This is a genomic window from Faecalibacterium sp. i25-0019-C1 (assembly GCF_042854225.1).
Lineage (GTDB): Bacteria > Bacillota > Clostridia > Oscillospirales > Ruminococcaceae > Faecalibacterium > Faecalibacterium taiwanense.
Map to the genome: position 1 here is coordinate 2,409,841 of NZ_AP031428.1, position 15,751 is coordinate 2,425,591.

Here is a 15,751-nt window from a genome sequence, read left to right on the forward strand (position 1 = left end):
ATCCTGTAATTTGTTAATAGCGAACTGGGATTTTCGACTTGTTAATTTGAAAGTTTTCAACTCGATATGGAAGAGATTTCACAAATTGTATAACACCGTTTTTCTTTAGTTCAAAGTTCAAACATGGGGCAATTCCAATGGATGCTACATTCCAAAAAGTTGCTTTCAAGTCTAAGTCGTCAGTTCCCCAAATTGGAACTTTTATATATGGTGTCAATACGCCATCTACTGCCCGAAAATTATACATTTGCACATTTGATCCATTTTCCGTTGTATAGGAAAGAATCTTTATATTTTCTGTAGGGACAACTGCGACATATCGATATTCTTCTTCGGTTGAAAAACTTTCGTGTTTAAAGAACAGTGAATTTAACGAAACCCATGTTTCAAATTCGCCTCGAATCTTTTCATCCAACTTGTCAGAGTATTCATATTGTATCCACGACTCATAAATGTGATTAACGGCTTCTTTAATTTGATAATATTTTTCATCATCTTCGTAAATCACAGAGCCATACTCTATCGCAATTCCCTGTTCTCTATTTATCCAAGTGTCTTGAAGCGCCAGAGTATCAAGTCCAATATTATAGCCATTATAGCTTCCGTTTTTAGCATAGTATTTCCACATACTGAGACTATCAGAATCTTTCGATGCCGACAAGACAAAATACCGACAGGCCTTTCCTTTATAGGCTTTGTCAATTGTGCCAAATCGGTAGTCCTCATATGCATTCACTCGAATATCAGAAAGGACTCTAATGAATCTTTCTTCGTAATCTTTTTTGCATCGTGCCCAGAAACGATTCAAGTCTTCGTTTATATTTTTCCGTTCACTTGCGTCATTTAGAAACTCAGCATCCGTAAAAAAGATTTCACGATTTTTCAGGATTCCCATAAGCCCTTCTGGTGAAGTGTAATGATACGCAGCACATGTATCGCCCATAAAAGCACGCTTATAAGAAATTCTATTTGACAAAACGGTTTTTGTAACATGTTTGGTATGTAGGGAAAGGCTTATTTCTTCTGTTTTTCTCATTTTATTTTCGCCAGCACATCCTTAAAGATCTCATAGTTATGCTTCACACCATCGTCCAGATCAATCTTAATCATCTGATCCGCCAGCGCGTGAACTTTTTCCTCATACTGATGCAGCTCGGCGTCCTGCGCCTGCACTTTGTTCAGTTGCTTAGTCAGCTTGACACGCTCGCTGGTACTGGTGGCAGCGGCCACCTGTTTTTCCAAACCTTCGATGGCAGTACGGTAGCGCGCCTGCTGCTCGTGGACATAATCGGTACGGATGCGCGCAATGGTATCCGGCTGGTAGCGGTGCAGGTAAATCAGGCACTTAAAGCCGTTCTTCTTACCGCTGTCAAACAGCCAATAGATGGGGCGCTTCTGGTAAATCTTGCAGTGGTCGGTATAGAAATCGTTCAGGAAGTAGTTGCGGATGACCTCTTTCGGCTGACCCTTGCCGCCCAGTGCGTTTGCAATAAAGCGCAGATTATCCTCCAGCGAGCTATCACCGTATACCACCCGCACAAACTCCACAAAACGGCCCACCATGTCATCTTCAAAGTATTCGTCGTCACAGATGGGAATAATACCGTCTGCATCCGGCTTATAGATATTGTATTTGCCATCATCCCATGTACCGCCTGCATACGCAAGACCATCATAGGTGGGAGAGTAGCGGCCAAACATACAGCCCACAGCGTAGGAGATAAAGGAGCGCACATCCCGGCCAAGGTCCGCTTTGCGCACGGTCACATCCTTATCTTCTACTTCCGGGGTCAATTCATCCTGCAAGCCGTAAATATCAATAAAAATGCGGTTCAGTTCTTCCTCGTTGGCTTTCAGCTTCTCAAAGCGTTCTTCACATTCGCCAGCCCAAATGTCATAGCACTCGGAGAGGTAGATATTGCCAACATCCATCATATTGGGGTATTTGGTAATGGCTTTGATAAAGGGGTGGCGGGTAAAGTCCCAAGAGGTTTCAAAGGAGTCCCAGTCTATTCTGCATAGATCAACAGAACTCTTGGATATTTCAGTTGTATCTGTATTTTCAATTTTATCCGGAAGCTGCAAAATATTTCCGACCAATGTATGAATCGTTGGATTCGTTATTTGATTCATCCATGAACAGACCACCGAATTTAAGAATCCAAGCATAGTGTAATCATACCGATAATCCTTACTAATTAACGTTGGTGAAACCGAACTAAATTTACTCTTTTCTGGCTTTATTCGATAACTTGATGCACCAGACGTAATGTCATTCCACGTTATGGCAGGAACATTCCAATACTTGCTTTGAAGTAATCCTCCATGTATTTCATAGTTTTCTCGTGCACTTTCAGACCAATCTACAACATCGATATTGTTTCCATACCATTTTCTGTACTCACCACCATTAGAATATCCCTGCCATCTATTGGTGTCCGAAATCTCCCACCATGCTCGAACATATTTCTCGTTATTGTGAGTCTTGTTTCGTCCGCCAGAGATGAAGCGCTCAGAGAATGGCTTGGCGCAAAATGCTTTCAATCCATCAGTACTTACCCAATACGCCACAGGACTTCCCGGAATTTTCGCAAAGTTATCTGTACTTACTTGAGCAAATCTATTTTCTGCGATTGGAAATGTTTTGGGAATATCATTTTCGATATCCTCATATTTAATATGATTATAAGTTCCCTTATAGTCACTGAGGTGTCCATTTCGGAACACGGTGACAGCCGTGCCAAATGCGATACCCATGACCATGTTTTCCATGTGCATCAAGTTGGTAATCGTTTTAGTTTGCAGAAGATTTACACGCATTTTTTCAAAGCTGGAAAGGAACATCCAGCTTTGCATAGTAACCATGCTGTTCATACCGTTTGGCTTGACCATCTGATTTCCATGTTCAATGAAAATAGCAAACAGATCGCTCTTGCTGTCGGGATAATTCTTCTTCACATACTCAGCCAACTTTGCGCCCATGCCGGAACTGCCCATATAGGGCGGATTGGTGACGACCACATCGTATTTTTGTGCCAGCGTCTGCGCTACCCGCACCAATGGGAGTAATTTTTTGCGAATACTCTCTCGATGGAACGAGGACTCGTCTGCCACCTCGTCAAACCGGGCATAGAGGGCATCCCAGTCCTGCGGGGGGATGGTAAGGATGGAGCCGTACTCCTTGGCATCGTAAAGCTGGGTGAGGATAGTGTGCATAGCATCTTTCAGTTCCGGCTTGCTGTTGCAGAAATACTCCACATCTGGCTTTTCGATGCGGTTGCTCTCCTCAATGGCATACACATGAGGCTGGGTGGTGTGGCTGAAAAAGCGGCGGTCGTACCGGCGGGCCTTCATCATCACCGCAAAATAGGCCAGCTGGGCGGCGCGGTCGTCAATATCCAGACCATAGAGGTTGTTCTGCAAAATGCTGGTCACGGCATCGCGGGGCGTGTAGCCGTAGTTCTCGTAGATCTGCATCAGTACATCGAATAGGTAAGCAAGGATATGACCGCTGCCGCAGCAGGGGTCGATGACCTTGATCTGTTCCGGGGTCAGGTCGGCATACTGTTTGCTGATCTCGGACAGTTGGGCCTGTACCTGCGGCTCCTGCTGGGCTTCCTCCAGATAATAGTGCCACTTGGTGTCCTCCGGGTCACGGTTTCCGGCAGTATAAGCAGCCTGTTCCTCCGGTGTGGGCAGCAGCTGTGTTTTGGTGTCCGGGTGACCCTCCACCCACAGGCGTCCAAGGCTGTTTTCCACCATGTACCGCACGATCCAGTCCGGGGTAAAAAGCTGGGTCGCCGCCGGGATGTTGTCCTTGCTGATCTTGACGTTTTTCTTGAGGGCAGCAAACACCTCGTCCTTTTTCTCGCTGTTGTAGTACTGATACAGCCAGCCAATAATCTGGACGGCATCCTGCCAGTTGTCCTCCGGGACCTGGGAGATCATCTGCTCAATGACGCTGCCCTCCCGGAGCAGGTTGTCCGGCAGAAGCAGTTCCGTGTAGTCCGCAATGGTCTGGAACATTCCGGGCAGAATGCTGTTCAGCGCGTTGCATTGCACGATGAGCAGGTATTTGTACAGTTCTTCGGTCTGCTCGGTCTCTTTCAGGGCGTAGACTTTGTCCTTATCCAGCTTATCCAATTCCAGATGCAGGGCTTCGGCCAGAATCTGGGGCTTGAACGCATTGTTTTCATCCGTAAACACGCGCACATGGCTGGGCAAATAGCCGTTGACCTCCATGAACCGCAGTGCCGAGAAGCGGTTGAACCATGTATACGCCACCTCTTCCATAACCTGCTGGTAGCCTTTTTCGTTGATCTGTGCAATCAGTGCCCTGCGCTGCTGCATCTCTTCTGCAGACAACACTTTGCCGTTGATGCTATCAGCACCGGCGTCCACCATTTCCGTTTCCGTAATGCCGTACTGTTGGGCTTTCTGCGCCACGCGGGAGAGCAGTTCTTTCCGTGCCCAGACCGCATATTTCTTGATGGCGTTTTTATCCATGATGGTTCTCCTTATTCCCATTCCGCTTTTGCTTCGTCACAATGCTTTGCGTAATCCAAAAGGCGATCATACGTTATAATTTCATACGATACTTGATAGCGTTTTCTATTGCTTTCTGCATCCAGTCCATTACGCCTTCCAAGGATTGCACGATAATCGTATTCAATCACAGTCATCGGGTCCCGAATTTCTGTCTCGGCCCATGTATGAACTGCCGCGTTACTGCAAAACGCCGGTTTCCCCTTTACCAGTTCTGCAAGCTGACTTCGGAATGCCGGTTCATTCATACCAATATAGCTTTTCCAGTCTTCTAATTGATTATAGGCTTCATTCATTCCTTGGCTGAACCGTCTTTTTTTATTATAAATTGTATCTGTTGGGCTCTGAAGCTCGATCAAAACGCACTTCCAGCACCCTGAACACGCACACAAAATGATAAAATCCGCACGATATTTTGTTCCAATCTGAAATTCAGGCTGAATCACCATGCAGTTCCAGTACAATCCACCGATTCCGCGCAATAATTCCCTATGACTTTTCAAATATGTATCTATGTCGTGTTCATTTCTTGCGTTGTCCAATACTGCCTTGAATTCTTCATATTGTCCCATTTTGATTCCTCAGTTCAGCTTGATTTCATCGCAGTTGTCCAGCAGATTGCGCAGCTGTTCCCGGATTTTCTCTACATAGGCATCAATATCCGCATCATCCCGCAGGGTCTTGGCAGGGAAGAGAATCTGGCGGCTATAAGATTTCACCTTTTTCTGCCTTGGTGCCGGAGTAACAACATCCTTCTTTTCTGCGGCCGGCTTTGGTGCTGGTGGCATCAGTGCAATCTCAATGCTGCTAACAGCATCATCCTTGTACTTGCTCAGCGGGATAATCATACCGTCCAGCAGTGCAATGCTCTTGCACTCGTTGATCTTCGTCTTGTACCCGTCAAAGTAGGTGTCAGATTTGCGGATAATGTCCATCGCCTTGGGATCGCCGTCGGCGGCGGTATGGGTCGCTTCCATGCACTGACGTACAGTTTCTAGGATCTCAGAGCGTTTTTCATCCAGCATCTGGTCATGGGCTGTACGCACCGTTTGCATCAACCCATTCAGCTCCGGAATGCGCTTGTAGTTGAACTTCTGCCCAAAAGATGGCATTGTGATGATAAGCCGAATCTTGTTCAGGGCATCGTATGCCGCTGCATCCTGCGCAATGCGGTCCAGATCCGCCTGCATCTCGTGTTCCAGCCGTGCAGCATCATCAAAGGTGCCGACCTGACTCTTGAAGAAGGTCTCTACATTGCCCATGGCATCCTTCTGATCAAAGAGGTCGTTCTCTTTCTTGAGCAGATAGTCGATCAGCGCGATGTTATCCTTCTTCTGGTTCAGCACTTCCTGCGTTGCAGCAATGGCGTTGCGTACCATTGTTTGATCTGGGTACTTGTGGGCATCATCGTACCGCTTGTTCAGTTCGTTATAATGCTCCAGCTGGTTTCCGAACGCTTCAGCAATAAACTTGACCAAACCATCTTCGTCCGTTGGAACATCCATGACATCGAAGTAATCCCGCAGAAGGTCCCGCACAGCCTTCATTTTGGTTGCCGATACCACCACGCGCTTGCTGATGGATGTTTTACCCACCTCACTCTTTTTGCGGAGCATGTCAGGTAATTTGGCGTTGTCCGGCTGGATGGTAGTGCCTGCATATTTGATGGTTACCTTCTGATTCACGATCAAACGCGCCACCACATAAGCAATGTCGATTTCCTTCCAGCCATAGGGTATACTGCTGAACTTGCTCTGTATATCCGCCATCGAGGTAGGCAAATGCTTCATTGCCTGCATTTCAAGATATTCTTCCACAGCTGCTTCCGCATCTCGGTTGGGGTCAGCTTCTGCAAAAACGACATCTGCACCAGAAAGCACCGCCATAATTTCGGCATCGGTATCTGCGTTTTTCCCAATCAGGTCCAACTTGCTGTAAACATGCGAGACCAGATACTCCATCGTCTGGTCAATTTTGGCCTTAGCATTGCCGCTCTTAATGTCCAGATGTTCACCATCGGCGTAAAATTGTGCGTTTTCAATAGCCTCTACCAGAGCTTTGCTGGCTTCAGCTTCATACTTGGTTGCTTCTTCCTGTTGGCCGCGGATAATATCCTGAGCACTCTTGGGCATCTGGCTGACATTCCGCTGTTTGACATATTTGCGGATCTTCATGGATGCTTCCAGTGATTCATAATACGGTGTATCGCCCAAAACCACAATGGCTTCACTGCCCTTGGAGCTGTTCATCAGGCGGAATTCCGTTTTTTCCGTTGCATCCGAAGCTGCTGTCAAAAAGCGCAGGCGCATGCCGCCTGTGGCGATGCCGTACATAGTGTTATCCACCATTTGGTCAAACGGGAAGTCGCACTTGCCATAGCGGAACTTTTTTGCATCATAGATCATACCAAAAATAATCTTTGCAATGTCCCCAACAATAGCACCCGTATCCACCTGTGTAAGGTTGATTTCTTTTTGGATGTCCTGTTCTTCATCCGTCAGGAAGTTGTAGGTGTCACCAGTACGGCCGATGTAGTTCTGTCCCATCAACCGGTCCAAGCTGCCGCGCAGCTTTTCGCGCATAGCAACCTTTTCCAGACGAATGTCGTCCGCCATCAAGATCACAAGGTTGTCCAAGTTGGCCGGAATATCCTCATTGACATACCGGATCAGATAGAGAAGTTTCAGAACATCCACGTCCATTGGCTCCAGACCATCGTGATTTTCTACAGCTTTGCTGCAGCGGTCAATCACGTTGCGAATAGAACTGTCCAGAAAAGAATGTACAGTATCATAGAAGCGGAACAGTGGCACCAATGCAAACTCGTTCTGTTTTTCCACTTTCTGGGCTGCTTCCTGGAAACCGCTCAGCATGGAACGCTCGCCGCCAGAGAAGTGCTTACCCGCATTGCCGTGTTTGCGGATCTCCACAAAAATTTTCTGCATGATAAGGAACTGGTACGGAACAAACGGAAAATCCTCTGCAAATTGTGCAGGGCCAGAGAATCCTTTGATGTCCGGCATTGCGTTGGTAAAGCTAAACAAGTTGCGCATCCCAGAGTTTTCTTGCTCATAGACTGCATCCAGCGTTTTTTCTGCTTCTGGAGTTTTTTTCAGAATGCGCTTCTGGATTACTTCGTCTACGGAAGAGGAAGAAAGGCTCAGACGAGTTTTGAAACGAGCCTGGATCCGAGAGAATTCATCTGCGCGTACCTTGATGATCTCATCAATAGCTTCCTGTCCGGTACAGACCACCCAGACTTTTCCTCTGCATTCACTGCCGATTTTTTCCACCAAAGACTGCAGATTCAGCAGCATATCCGTGTCCGTGCCAACATACTGACCCGCTTCGTCCACCATAAACAGAAGGCGGAAGTTTGCAGGTTTTGTGCTGACGTATGCATTGATGTCGTCTACAAGCTGTGAAACAGAGAGTTCCGTTGCGCTCTTATCGTTAAACCAGTTATTTGCATCTTCTTCACTGATGTCCAATGCTTCCGCCAATGCAGGTTTAATGACCTTTCCATTGAATGCAAACGCCTTGCGCACTTCTGCCCAGGGCTTGCCCTTCTTTTCTTCAACCAGACGGCAAAATTCATCCATCTTGCCCTGCTGCGTAATGTACTGCTCCAGCATAGCAACTTTAAGATTGCTGCCAAAGAATCCCAGATGATTATAGAACACCTTAGCAAAAACACGTAAAACGGCTGTTTTGTCCTTATTGATAGAGCCTTCATAATCGATATTAAACAGAATCGTCTCGGTTTCACCTTTGGTTGCACGATCCACCTGCATAAAGGTACCAGGGTCATCCTCAAATTTCTTGCGGAAGCGCTCCACAGTACGGATACCATTAACCTCTTTGTTTTCCAACAAGTATGACAACATTTTCAAGAAGTGAGATTTACCGCTGCCAAAAAAACCGGAGATCCAGACTCCTGTATCTGCCGTTGGTTCGTCAAATGCTTCTGCATAGGTATTGAAAAAGTCTGCAAAATGCCGCTTCAGTTCTCGTGTAATAACGTACTCGTTCAGTTCTTGTTCCAGGACCTTGTTCTCGTCCTCGTCAACCTTGACAACACCGTTAATTTTACGGTTGATGTCTTCTACAAACATATTCTGTATAACCAAAGCTCTATTTCCCCCTTCACACAACGTTAAATGCACGATAGTAATTGTTCGGCTTCAGACAGTTGAACAGCCGCAGCTGCTGGTCGTTAAATGTTCCCGGGTAAAACACAAGCACCGGCCTCTCTGCAAACAATGATGCCTCCAGTAACGTATGAATTCGCATAAATGGAAACGCTTCTCCAACGCCAGTCAAAACCAGTACTTCTCCCGGCTGGAACGGCTCGCTCTGAATTTTCTGTACAATTTCATCGACTCCAATTGTCGATTGAAGCTGTTCCAACAGATAATCATGGCCGTCCTCTTCTTCCATATCGGGGATTGCATCTAAAATATCCATGCCTTCACAAATCCCTAGGAAGATTTGATATAAATTACAGATCCGCAACTGACAGCCCAGTGTCATATCTGTAGATAGCTGTTCAATGAAATGTCGAACCGCCATTTCATCTCTCGGTTCATAGCAGAAGATACGAATATTCACTTCATTGCTAAGACCTTTTCCTTCTAGGAAATCTTGACTCTGAATCATCTGCCGAACGTTATCAAGGCGTTTTTGTATGTCACCCATTAAATTTTCCTCACTCAAAACGGTTAAATGCGGGCAATACCGCCTGATCCCCATTTGTACGAATCACATTTTCCAATTCCGGATAAAGCCAAACCGGGTTCAAATGGCCTGCTTTTATACTATCCAGATAATCATTTTCTCTTAAAATTCGGTTCAGAACCGATTTTAACTTTTTAACTGTAGATTCACTCCAACCCGCGATAGCTTCATTCTGTTCCTGTAGTCTTGTGAAAAAGCTTGTCAAATCAAGTTTTCCATAGCTGAAATCCTGGTTTCGATATTTTTCTCCAATAACTGTTACCATAAAATCCCAGACAAGTCTATTATCCTTCATAATCGCGTAAAGACAAATTTGTTTTGCCTCTTCCACGGAATGCTCTGCAATATTCCGAAGCAGTTGTTCACTATTCAAAAGATTTAGCCGCCGATAACACGCCCGAACCATACCAGCTGTCATGCGTTCAGTTGGATACTGGAAGAGATTATTGGCGGCAATTATTTGTATCATTGATGCAAGATCCTCTCCTTGCACCATTTGCTTCGCTACAATTCGCATTTCGTGGAATAAAAACTGTTCTCTTGTCAGAGAAGCTTTATATCCACTTTCTTGTGCTCTGTTTGTATTCTGCATTGCTTATGCAACTCCCATTTATAACTTTTGATACGCCCAATAGCGACCATCTCTCACTCTCTCTAGTTTACCTTCTTTTACAAAAGAAACTAGAATTCGATTTGCCGTTGCTGAAGAGACTTCCAGCAACTGTTGCACATCACTGTTATGAATAATCTTCTCTTTTTTCAAGTATTTTTCAAGAATATTCCATCGATTTTCTTTTCCACTTGTAGGCATCATGCTCTTTTCGAAGTTTTCTGGGATTACACTCAAAAGTGCTTCTTCAATCACACTTAGCATAAATTCAATAAATGCAGTTCCTTCACCTTGGGCATTGGATGTATTGATAGCCTCATAATACTCCTGCTGATGATCATGAACAATAGACTCCACCGGAAGCCATGCAAACAGCGGATTCCATCTGGAGAGCAGTAGCGTATGCCAAAGCCTTCCGATTCTTCCATTTCCATCTGCAAACGGATGGATTACTTCAAATTCATAGCGAAACACGCAACTTTTGATCAGCATCGGAAGCGGGCTGTCCTCTGTCCATTTGAGCAGTTCTTCCACCAGAGGAGGCACATACTGCGGTAGTGTTCCAAAATGAAGTACATTTCCATGACTGTCAACCACACCTACTGGCTTTGAGCGAAACACACCATCTTCTTGAACCAGCCCTCGCATCATCACATGATGAGCCAACAGTAAGTCTTCCACTGAGTATGGATTCAATTCATTCAAATGGTCGTAAATTTCATACGCATTCTTCACCTCCGCAATGTCTTTTGGCGGTGCAAGGACACGTTTTCCTGATAGTACAGCCGTTACCTGCTCCAAGGATAGTGTATTTTGTTCAATTGCAAGAGAGGAATAAATTGTTTTAATCCGATTCTGCCTACGCAGAACAGGGTCAGATGAAAGATGTTGTGTTGAGCTCACTTTTCCAACAAGTTCACAAATCTCCATTACATCTGTGAGAATTTTTTCTGTAATTGTAAATGGCGGTTTTTTATTCTGCATCTGTTTTTCCTCCCCTCCATTCTAATTAATTATATCATTTCATCGCTCATTCATCAATCACACTTTACACAAGTGATTGATGAATTTTTCAGCGATTATGCCACTTTTCCAAATTTCTTTTAGCTACCTTCATGCCGGTCTGGCATTTTTATCTCTAGCTTTCTCAAATTTCCATTTTTCACCCAGATATAATAATCATGATTCAAAGCCTCTGAGTCGAAAGACTCAGGGGCTTTTTCATGTCTGGAGGTGAGCATTTTGTTATTCCGCACCATCACTATCATTATTACCATCGTATTTTGAAGCGCAGCTGCGCAGAAAGGAGAAAGCATTATGAACTTTTGGTCCGAAATCGTCAAAGAGGTTGGCACCGTCCTGGTGGAAGTCCTCGTCCGCATCGCTGAAGAAATGGAAAACAACAATTGATCACAGTACACTGAAAAGGAGATTTTACTATGCCCGCAAATGTTGAAACGATGTTCTCTGTCCGTGAGACACCTTGGCACGGCCTTGGCCGTATCATTATGGATGCCCCTGCAAGCCGTGAAGCCTTGGAACTAGCCGGTCTGGACTGGCAGGTGGAAAGCCGCAATATCTATTCCGGCACGGGTGCTATGATCCCCGGCTATCGCGCAAATGTCCGCAGCACTGATGATGCTGTTCTGGGTGTGGTATCCGACCGCTACCGCATTGTGCAGAACGAAGAAGCATTTCAGTTCACGGATGACCTGCTGGGTGAAGGTGTTACTTACGAAACTGCCGGTTCTTTGCAGGGCGGCAAGAAAGTCTGGATGCTGGCAAGGCTTCCGAGGAAATATCTTATCGCTGGAGATCAGGTAGTACCATATCTTGTGATCTTCAACAGTCATGACGGAAGTTCTGGTGTGAAAGTGGCCATGACTCCAATCCGTGTGGTCTGCCAGAACACGCTGAACCTTGCGCTGAATACCGCAAAGCGCAGCTGGACTGCACGCCACACCGAAAATGTTCTGCTCCGCGTGCAGGATGCCCGTGAAACCCTGCAGCTAGCCAGCAACTATATGGTTGAACTCGGCAACCGTGGCGATGAGCTGGCTCGCATCGATTTATCCGATCACAAGGTGCAGGAGTTCATCAATGAGTTTTTCCCGATTTCTGAGGACCTGTCCGATTGCCAGCGGAAGAATAACCTGCGCTTGCAGGAAGACCTGAAGGCTCGCTATTATAACGCACCGGATCTGGAATGGGTCGGCAAAAACGGTTGGCGCTTTATCAACGCAGTCTCCGATTTTGCTACCCACGCAGATCCTCTCCGCAAGACCAAGAATTACAAAGAAAATCTGTTCCTGCATACTGCAGAGGGTAACCCGATGATCGACAAAGCCTACAAGATGGTGCTGGCTGCAGCATAAAGGAGCAACACATGAATGATGTAAATAACCGCATTTTCAGGGAATTCACGGAATTTTTTGACAACGTTGAGAAGAGTGCTTCTGAAATCAGCGTTACCATGGCTTATGAGATCACGATGAAAAGTACCATCAGCACCGCCATTATTGTTTTGGAATCCGAGGGCAGACTGGAGGAGCGCTACTGGAACCATCTCAGGGTGCAAAATAATATTCTGGATTTTCTTTATGACCTGTGGGTTGGCTCTTGTCATTCATTGGCCAGTGAATTTTCCACGATTATGAAAGACTTGGTGGAATACGACTTCATCATTACCGAATCAATTATGAGAGAAAGGATGCAAAGTGCATGAAAAGATTGATTTCAACTTTGAACCTGTCCAAAGAAGATTGGCTCCGTTACCGCAAATGCGGTATTACTGGCACGGATGCCGGGGCTATTCTTGGTCTAAATCCCTACCGCTCGGCATTTCAGGTGTACCACGATAAAATCAGTGATACCTTTGAGAATATCGACAATGAGGCTATGCGTCAGGGACGCGATCTGGAAGATTATGTCGCGCAGCGCTTCACCGGGGCCACCGGTCTGAAGGTACGCCGTGCAAATGCCATTTACCAGAGCGAGGAACATCCGCTGCTTCTGGCGGACTTTGACCGTTTGATTGTCGGACAGAAGGCCGGGCTGGAGTGCAAGACAGTCTCGCCGTTTTCTGCGGACAAATGGGCTGATGGCAAAATTCCTGCACATTACATGGCTCAGGTCAATCACTATCTGGCCGTCAGCGGTTTTGACTGCTGGTACATTGCTGCTCTGATTTTCGGGAAAGAACTGGTGATTCACAAGATCACAACCGACAAAGAAGTTCTGAACAACCTCATTGCCAAGGAAGAGCACTTCTGGAAATACAACGTAATGCCCGAAATTCCGCCTGTACCTACCGGAAGCGAGGGGGATACACAGCAGATCAATCAGCTGTACTCTGCAGATGATCGAAACAAAACTGCCGATCTAAATCCCATCCGTAATCTGTTGGACAAGCGACAGGAGCTTTCCACCCAAATCGAGCAGATGGAACAGGAGAAAACGGCCATTGAGCAGCAGGTCAAGCTGCAAATGCAGGATGCCGCCTATGGCACAGCACCGGGCTACAAGGTGTCCTGGGTATTCTCCGAAAGTAAACGGGTAGACTCCCAGCGTTTGAAGAAAGAACAGCCCGATATTTTCAATCGGTACAGCAAGAATGTAAGCAGCCGCAGGTTTACCATTATCCATGCAGCATAATTTTTGTACGCCTATAGGCACACAAAATTCGCGTTTCAGCTATTTTTGTTTAATAGAAAAGCACAATACTGTTTACACAACAATAATTGTATGCTAAGATAAGAATATGAGGTGATGCATGATGGTTCTGCGCAAAAGTTATTTGGATAAGATCATTCCTTTTATCGATCAGGATCTGATCAAAGTTCTGGTTGGAATCCGGCGCTGTGGAAAAACAGTCCTTCTCGGTCAGATCAAGGACGTGCTCCTCCAGTGCAACATTCCCGCACAGAACATTATTCAGGTCAATTTTGAGTCCATGCGCTTCCGTAACACCCGTACTGCAGAAACGCTTTACGACTACATCGCAGAAAAAGCGGAAGGCTGCACCGGCAAAATCTATATTCTTCTGGATGAGATTCAGGAGGTGGAGCGCTGGCAGATTGCAATCAATTCTCTTCGTGTCGATTTCGATTGTGATATTTACCTGACCGGCTCCAATTCCAAGCTGCTTTCCGGCGAATTGGCAACCTATCTTTCCGGACGATACATCCAGATTCAGGTTTTCCCCTTTTCGCTGGCCGAAGCAAAACAGCAATGCATTGAAAACGGAACCTATACTTCGGATGAAAAGCTCTTCGCAGACTATTTGAAGTACGGCGGTTTTCCGCAGCGTTTCTTCCTCCCTGACGATCATTCAATCACCACCTATCTAGACGATCTTTACGAGGCTATCATTGTCCGTGACATCATGCTGCGCCACAATATTCGCGAACAGACCGCATTACGTAATGTCCTTGCATTCCTGCTGGATAATATCGGCAATCCGTTTTCTGCCCGTAATATCAGTGGACGCATGGTTTCGGAAGGAATCAAGACAACCACTGCTACCGTACTGAACTACGTTGATTATTTCAAGGAAGCCTTTATCCTTCTGAATGCAAGCCGCTATGATATCAAAGGAAAAGCGCTCCTGTCCAGCACAGAAAAGTACTATGCAGTCGATCTTGGCCTGCGGAACGTTATCAAGAAAAGCGAAAAGCTTGACAGCAACAAGCTGTATGAGAACATCGTATATCTGGAAATGCGGAGCCGTGGCTATGAAGTTCAGGTCGGCAAGCTGGACGACACCGAAATTGATTTTATCTGCTACCGTGGAGATGAAAAGCTCTATATTCAGGTTGCTTACCTGATCACTCCCGCCGATGAAGAACGGGAGTTCGGTAATCTTGAGCGACTGCACGACAACTATCCTAAGTATGTTATCAGTGGTGATTTGGCGAATTTAAGCCGAAACGGAATCATTCATCGAAACATCATTGATTTTCTGCTCAATCCGTAATTTTCACATCATGGGGCACAACAGTTGACGCTGTTGTGCCCTTTTTTCTTTATCAGAATTGGAGGCATTCTTATGGAAAATCCATTCGTAAAATTATTTGCTATCGACTTCAAAGATCATCTGGAAGTCAAAAAGTCCGGCAACACGGAACTGAAATATGTAAGCTGGGCGTATGCCTGGGCAGAGGTGAAGAAGCTGTACCCTGCTGCCAGCTATGAGGTCAAGAAATTCAACGGTCTGCCCTATGTTTATGACCCCATCACCGGCTTCATGGTGTACACCTCAGTCACGATTGAGGGCGTTTCGCACGAAATGTGGCTTCCGGTTTTGGACAGTTCCAACAAAGCCATGAAAGCCGTGCCTTATACCTACACCACCCCGAAATGGGACTATAATCCGCAGACCCGCCGCCGTGAAAAGATCGGCATGGAAGAACGTACCGTAGAAGCAGCCTCCATGTTCGATGTGAATAAGGCTATCATGCGGTGCTTGGTGAAGAACCTTGCTATGTTCGGCCTTGGCCTCTATGTCTATGCCGGAGAAGATTTGCCGGAAGATGCCGCCCCGCAGCCGGAGGCTGAACCTCAAAAGCAGCCGAAACCGAGATCTGCTGCCCCGAAGCAGGAACAGCCGCCTGTGCCCTGCATCTGTGCCCGGTGCAACCAGCCTATCAAGAGGGTCAAGCTGAAGGACGGTTCTATCATGCAGGCGGCAGAGTTTGCAGCCACCCATGAGGGAATGTGCGCTGACTGCTATAAAGCCACCAGATTGAACGTAGCATAATAAAACTGCTCTATTTCGATGTCACTTGATTCTTGTATGATTCTATATTTCATGGTACACTTGTTCTGAAAGCTCTCCTCTGTGAGCGGAAAGGAGCATTG

General features: G+C 46.1%; 12 protein-coding genes. 5 read left to right on the top strand and 7 right to left on the bottom strand.

What is annotated here, in order from left to right; all coding sequences use genetic code 11:
- Positions 1-13: 13 nt before the first annotated feature.
- Genes ACGHUK_RS11895 through ACGHUK_RS11925 form a run of 7 tightly spaced genes read right to left on the bottom strand, consistent with a single transcriptional unit; the run spans position 14 to position 10,876 of the window.
- Positions 14-1,036 carry a DUF2971 domain-containing protein gene (locus tag ACGHUK_RS11895; RefSeq protein ID WP_390574400.1) on the bottom strand — a complete coding sequence of 341 codons (1,023 nt, stop codon included), beginning with the start codon at positions 1,034-1,036 and terminating at the stop codon, positions 14-16.
- Complete coding sequence (gene pglX, locus ACGHUK_RS11900; RefSeq protein WP_390574401.1) at positions 1,033-4,506, bottom strand: BREX-1 system adenine-specific DNA-methyltransferase PglX; 3,474 nt, start codon at positions 4,504-4,506, stop codon at positions 1,033-1,035. The genes ACGHUK_RS11895 and pglX overlap by 4 nt, the downstream gene beginning before the upstream one ends.
- A gap of 11 nt (positions 4,507-4,517) precedes the next feature.
- Positions 4,518-5,117: a Shedu anti-phage system protein SduA domain-containing protein gene (locus ACGHUK_RS11905; RefSeq protein WP_390574402.1), complete on the bottom strand. Its 600-nt coding sequence runs from the start codon at positions 5,115-5,117 to the stop codon at positions 4,518-4,520.
- A 9-nt stretch (positions 5,118-5,126) separates the two neighbouring features.
- Complete coding sequence (brxC, locus tag ACGHUK_RS11910) at positions 5,127-8,675, bottom strand: BREX system P-loop protein BrxC (protein ID WP_390574403.1); 3,549 nt, start codon at positions 8,673-8,675, stop codon at positions 5,127-5,129.
- Positions 8,676-8,691: 16 nt separating this feature from the next.
- Positions 8,692-9,243: a DUF1788 domain-containing protein gene (locus tag ACGHUK_RS11915; RefSeq protein WP_316537740.1), complete on the bottom strand. Its 552-nt coding sequence runs from the start codon at positions 9,241-9,243 to the stop codon at positions 8,692-8,694.
- Positions 9,244-9,253: 10 nt separating this feature from the next.
- Entirely contained in the window at positions 9,254-9,874 is a 621-nt protein-coding gene (locus ACGHUK_RS11920; protein WP_390574404.1) for a DUF1819 family protein, read from the bottom strand.
- An 18-nt stretch (positions 9,875-9,892) separates the two neighbouring features.
- On the bottom strand, positions 9,893-10,876 hold the full coding sequence (locus ACGHUK_RS11925; protein ID WP_390574405.1) for a Fic family protein: 984 nt from the start codon (positions 10,874-10,876) through the stop codon (positions 9,893-9,895).
- Positions 10,877-11,331: 455 nt separating this feature from the next.
- On the opposite strand from ACGHUK_RS11925, the gene ACGHUK_RS11930 reads away from it, so the two are divergent.
- The 5 genes from ACGHUK_RS11930 to ACGHUK_RS11950 all read left to right on the top strand — a co-directional run bounded on the left by ACGHUK_RS11930 (position 11,332) and on the right by ACGHUK_RS11950 (position 15,650).
- Positions 11,332-12,267, top strand: coding sequence for a DUF932 domain-containing protein (locus ACGHUK_RS11930; RefSeq protein ID WP_390574406.1), 936 nt, complete (start codon positions 11,332-11,334; stop codon positions 12,265-12,267).
- A gap of 11 nt (positions 12,268-12,278) precedes the next feature.
- A complete protein-coding gene (locus ACGHUK_RS11935) occupies positions 12,279-12,617 on the top strand; it encodes a DUF3848 domain-containing protein (protein ID WP_390574407.1) in 339 nt (112 codons plus the stop codon).
- Positions 12,614-13,546 (top strand): YqaJ viral recombinase family protein, encoded by a 933-nt coding sequence (locus ACGHUK_RS11940; RefSeq protein ID WP_390574408.1) that lies wholly within the window; start codon positions 12,614-12,616, stop codon positions 13,544-13,546. The genes ACGHUK_RS11935 and ACGHUK_RS11940 overlap by 4 nt, the downstream gene beginning before the upstream one ends.
- 118 nt (positions 13,547-13,664) lie before the next feature.
- The gene (locus ACGHUK_RS11945) at positions 13,665-14,867 is read left to right on the top strand and encodes an ATP-binding protein (protein WP_390574409.1); all 1,203 of its coding nucleotides are present in this window, start codon (positions 13,665-13,667) and stop codon (positions 14,865-14,867) included.
- A 72-nt stretch (positions 14,868-14,939) separates the two neighbouring features.
- Positions 14,940-15,650, top strand: coding sequence for a DUF1071 domain-containing protein (locus tag ACGHUK_RS11950; protein WP_390574410.1), 711 nt, complete (start codon positions 14,940-14,942; stop codon positions 15,648-15,650).
- Positions 15,651-15,751: the final 101 nt, after the last annotated feature.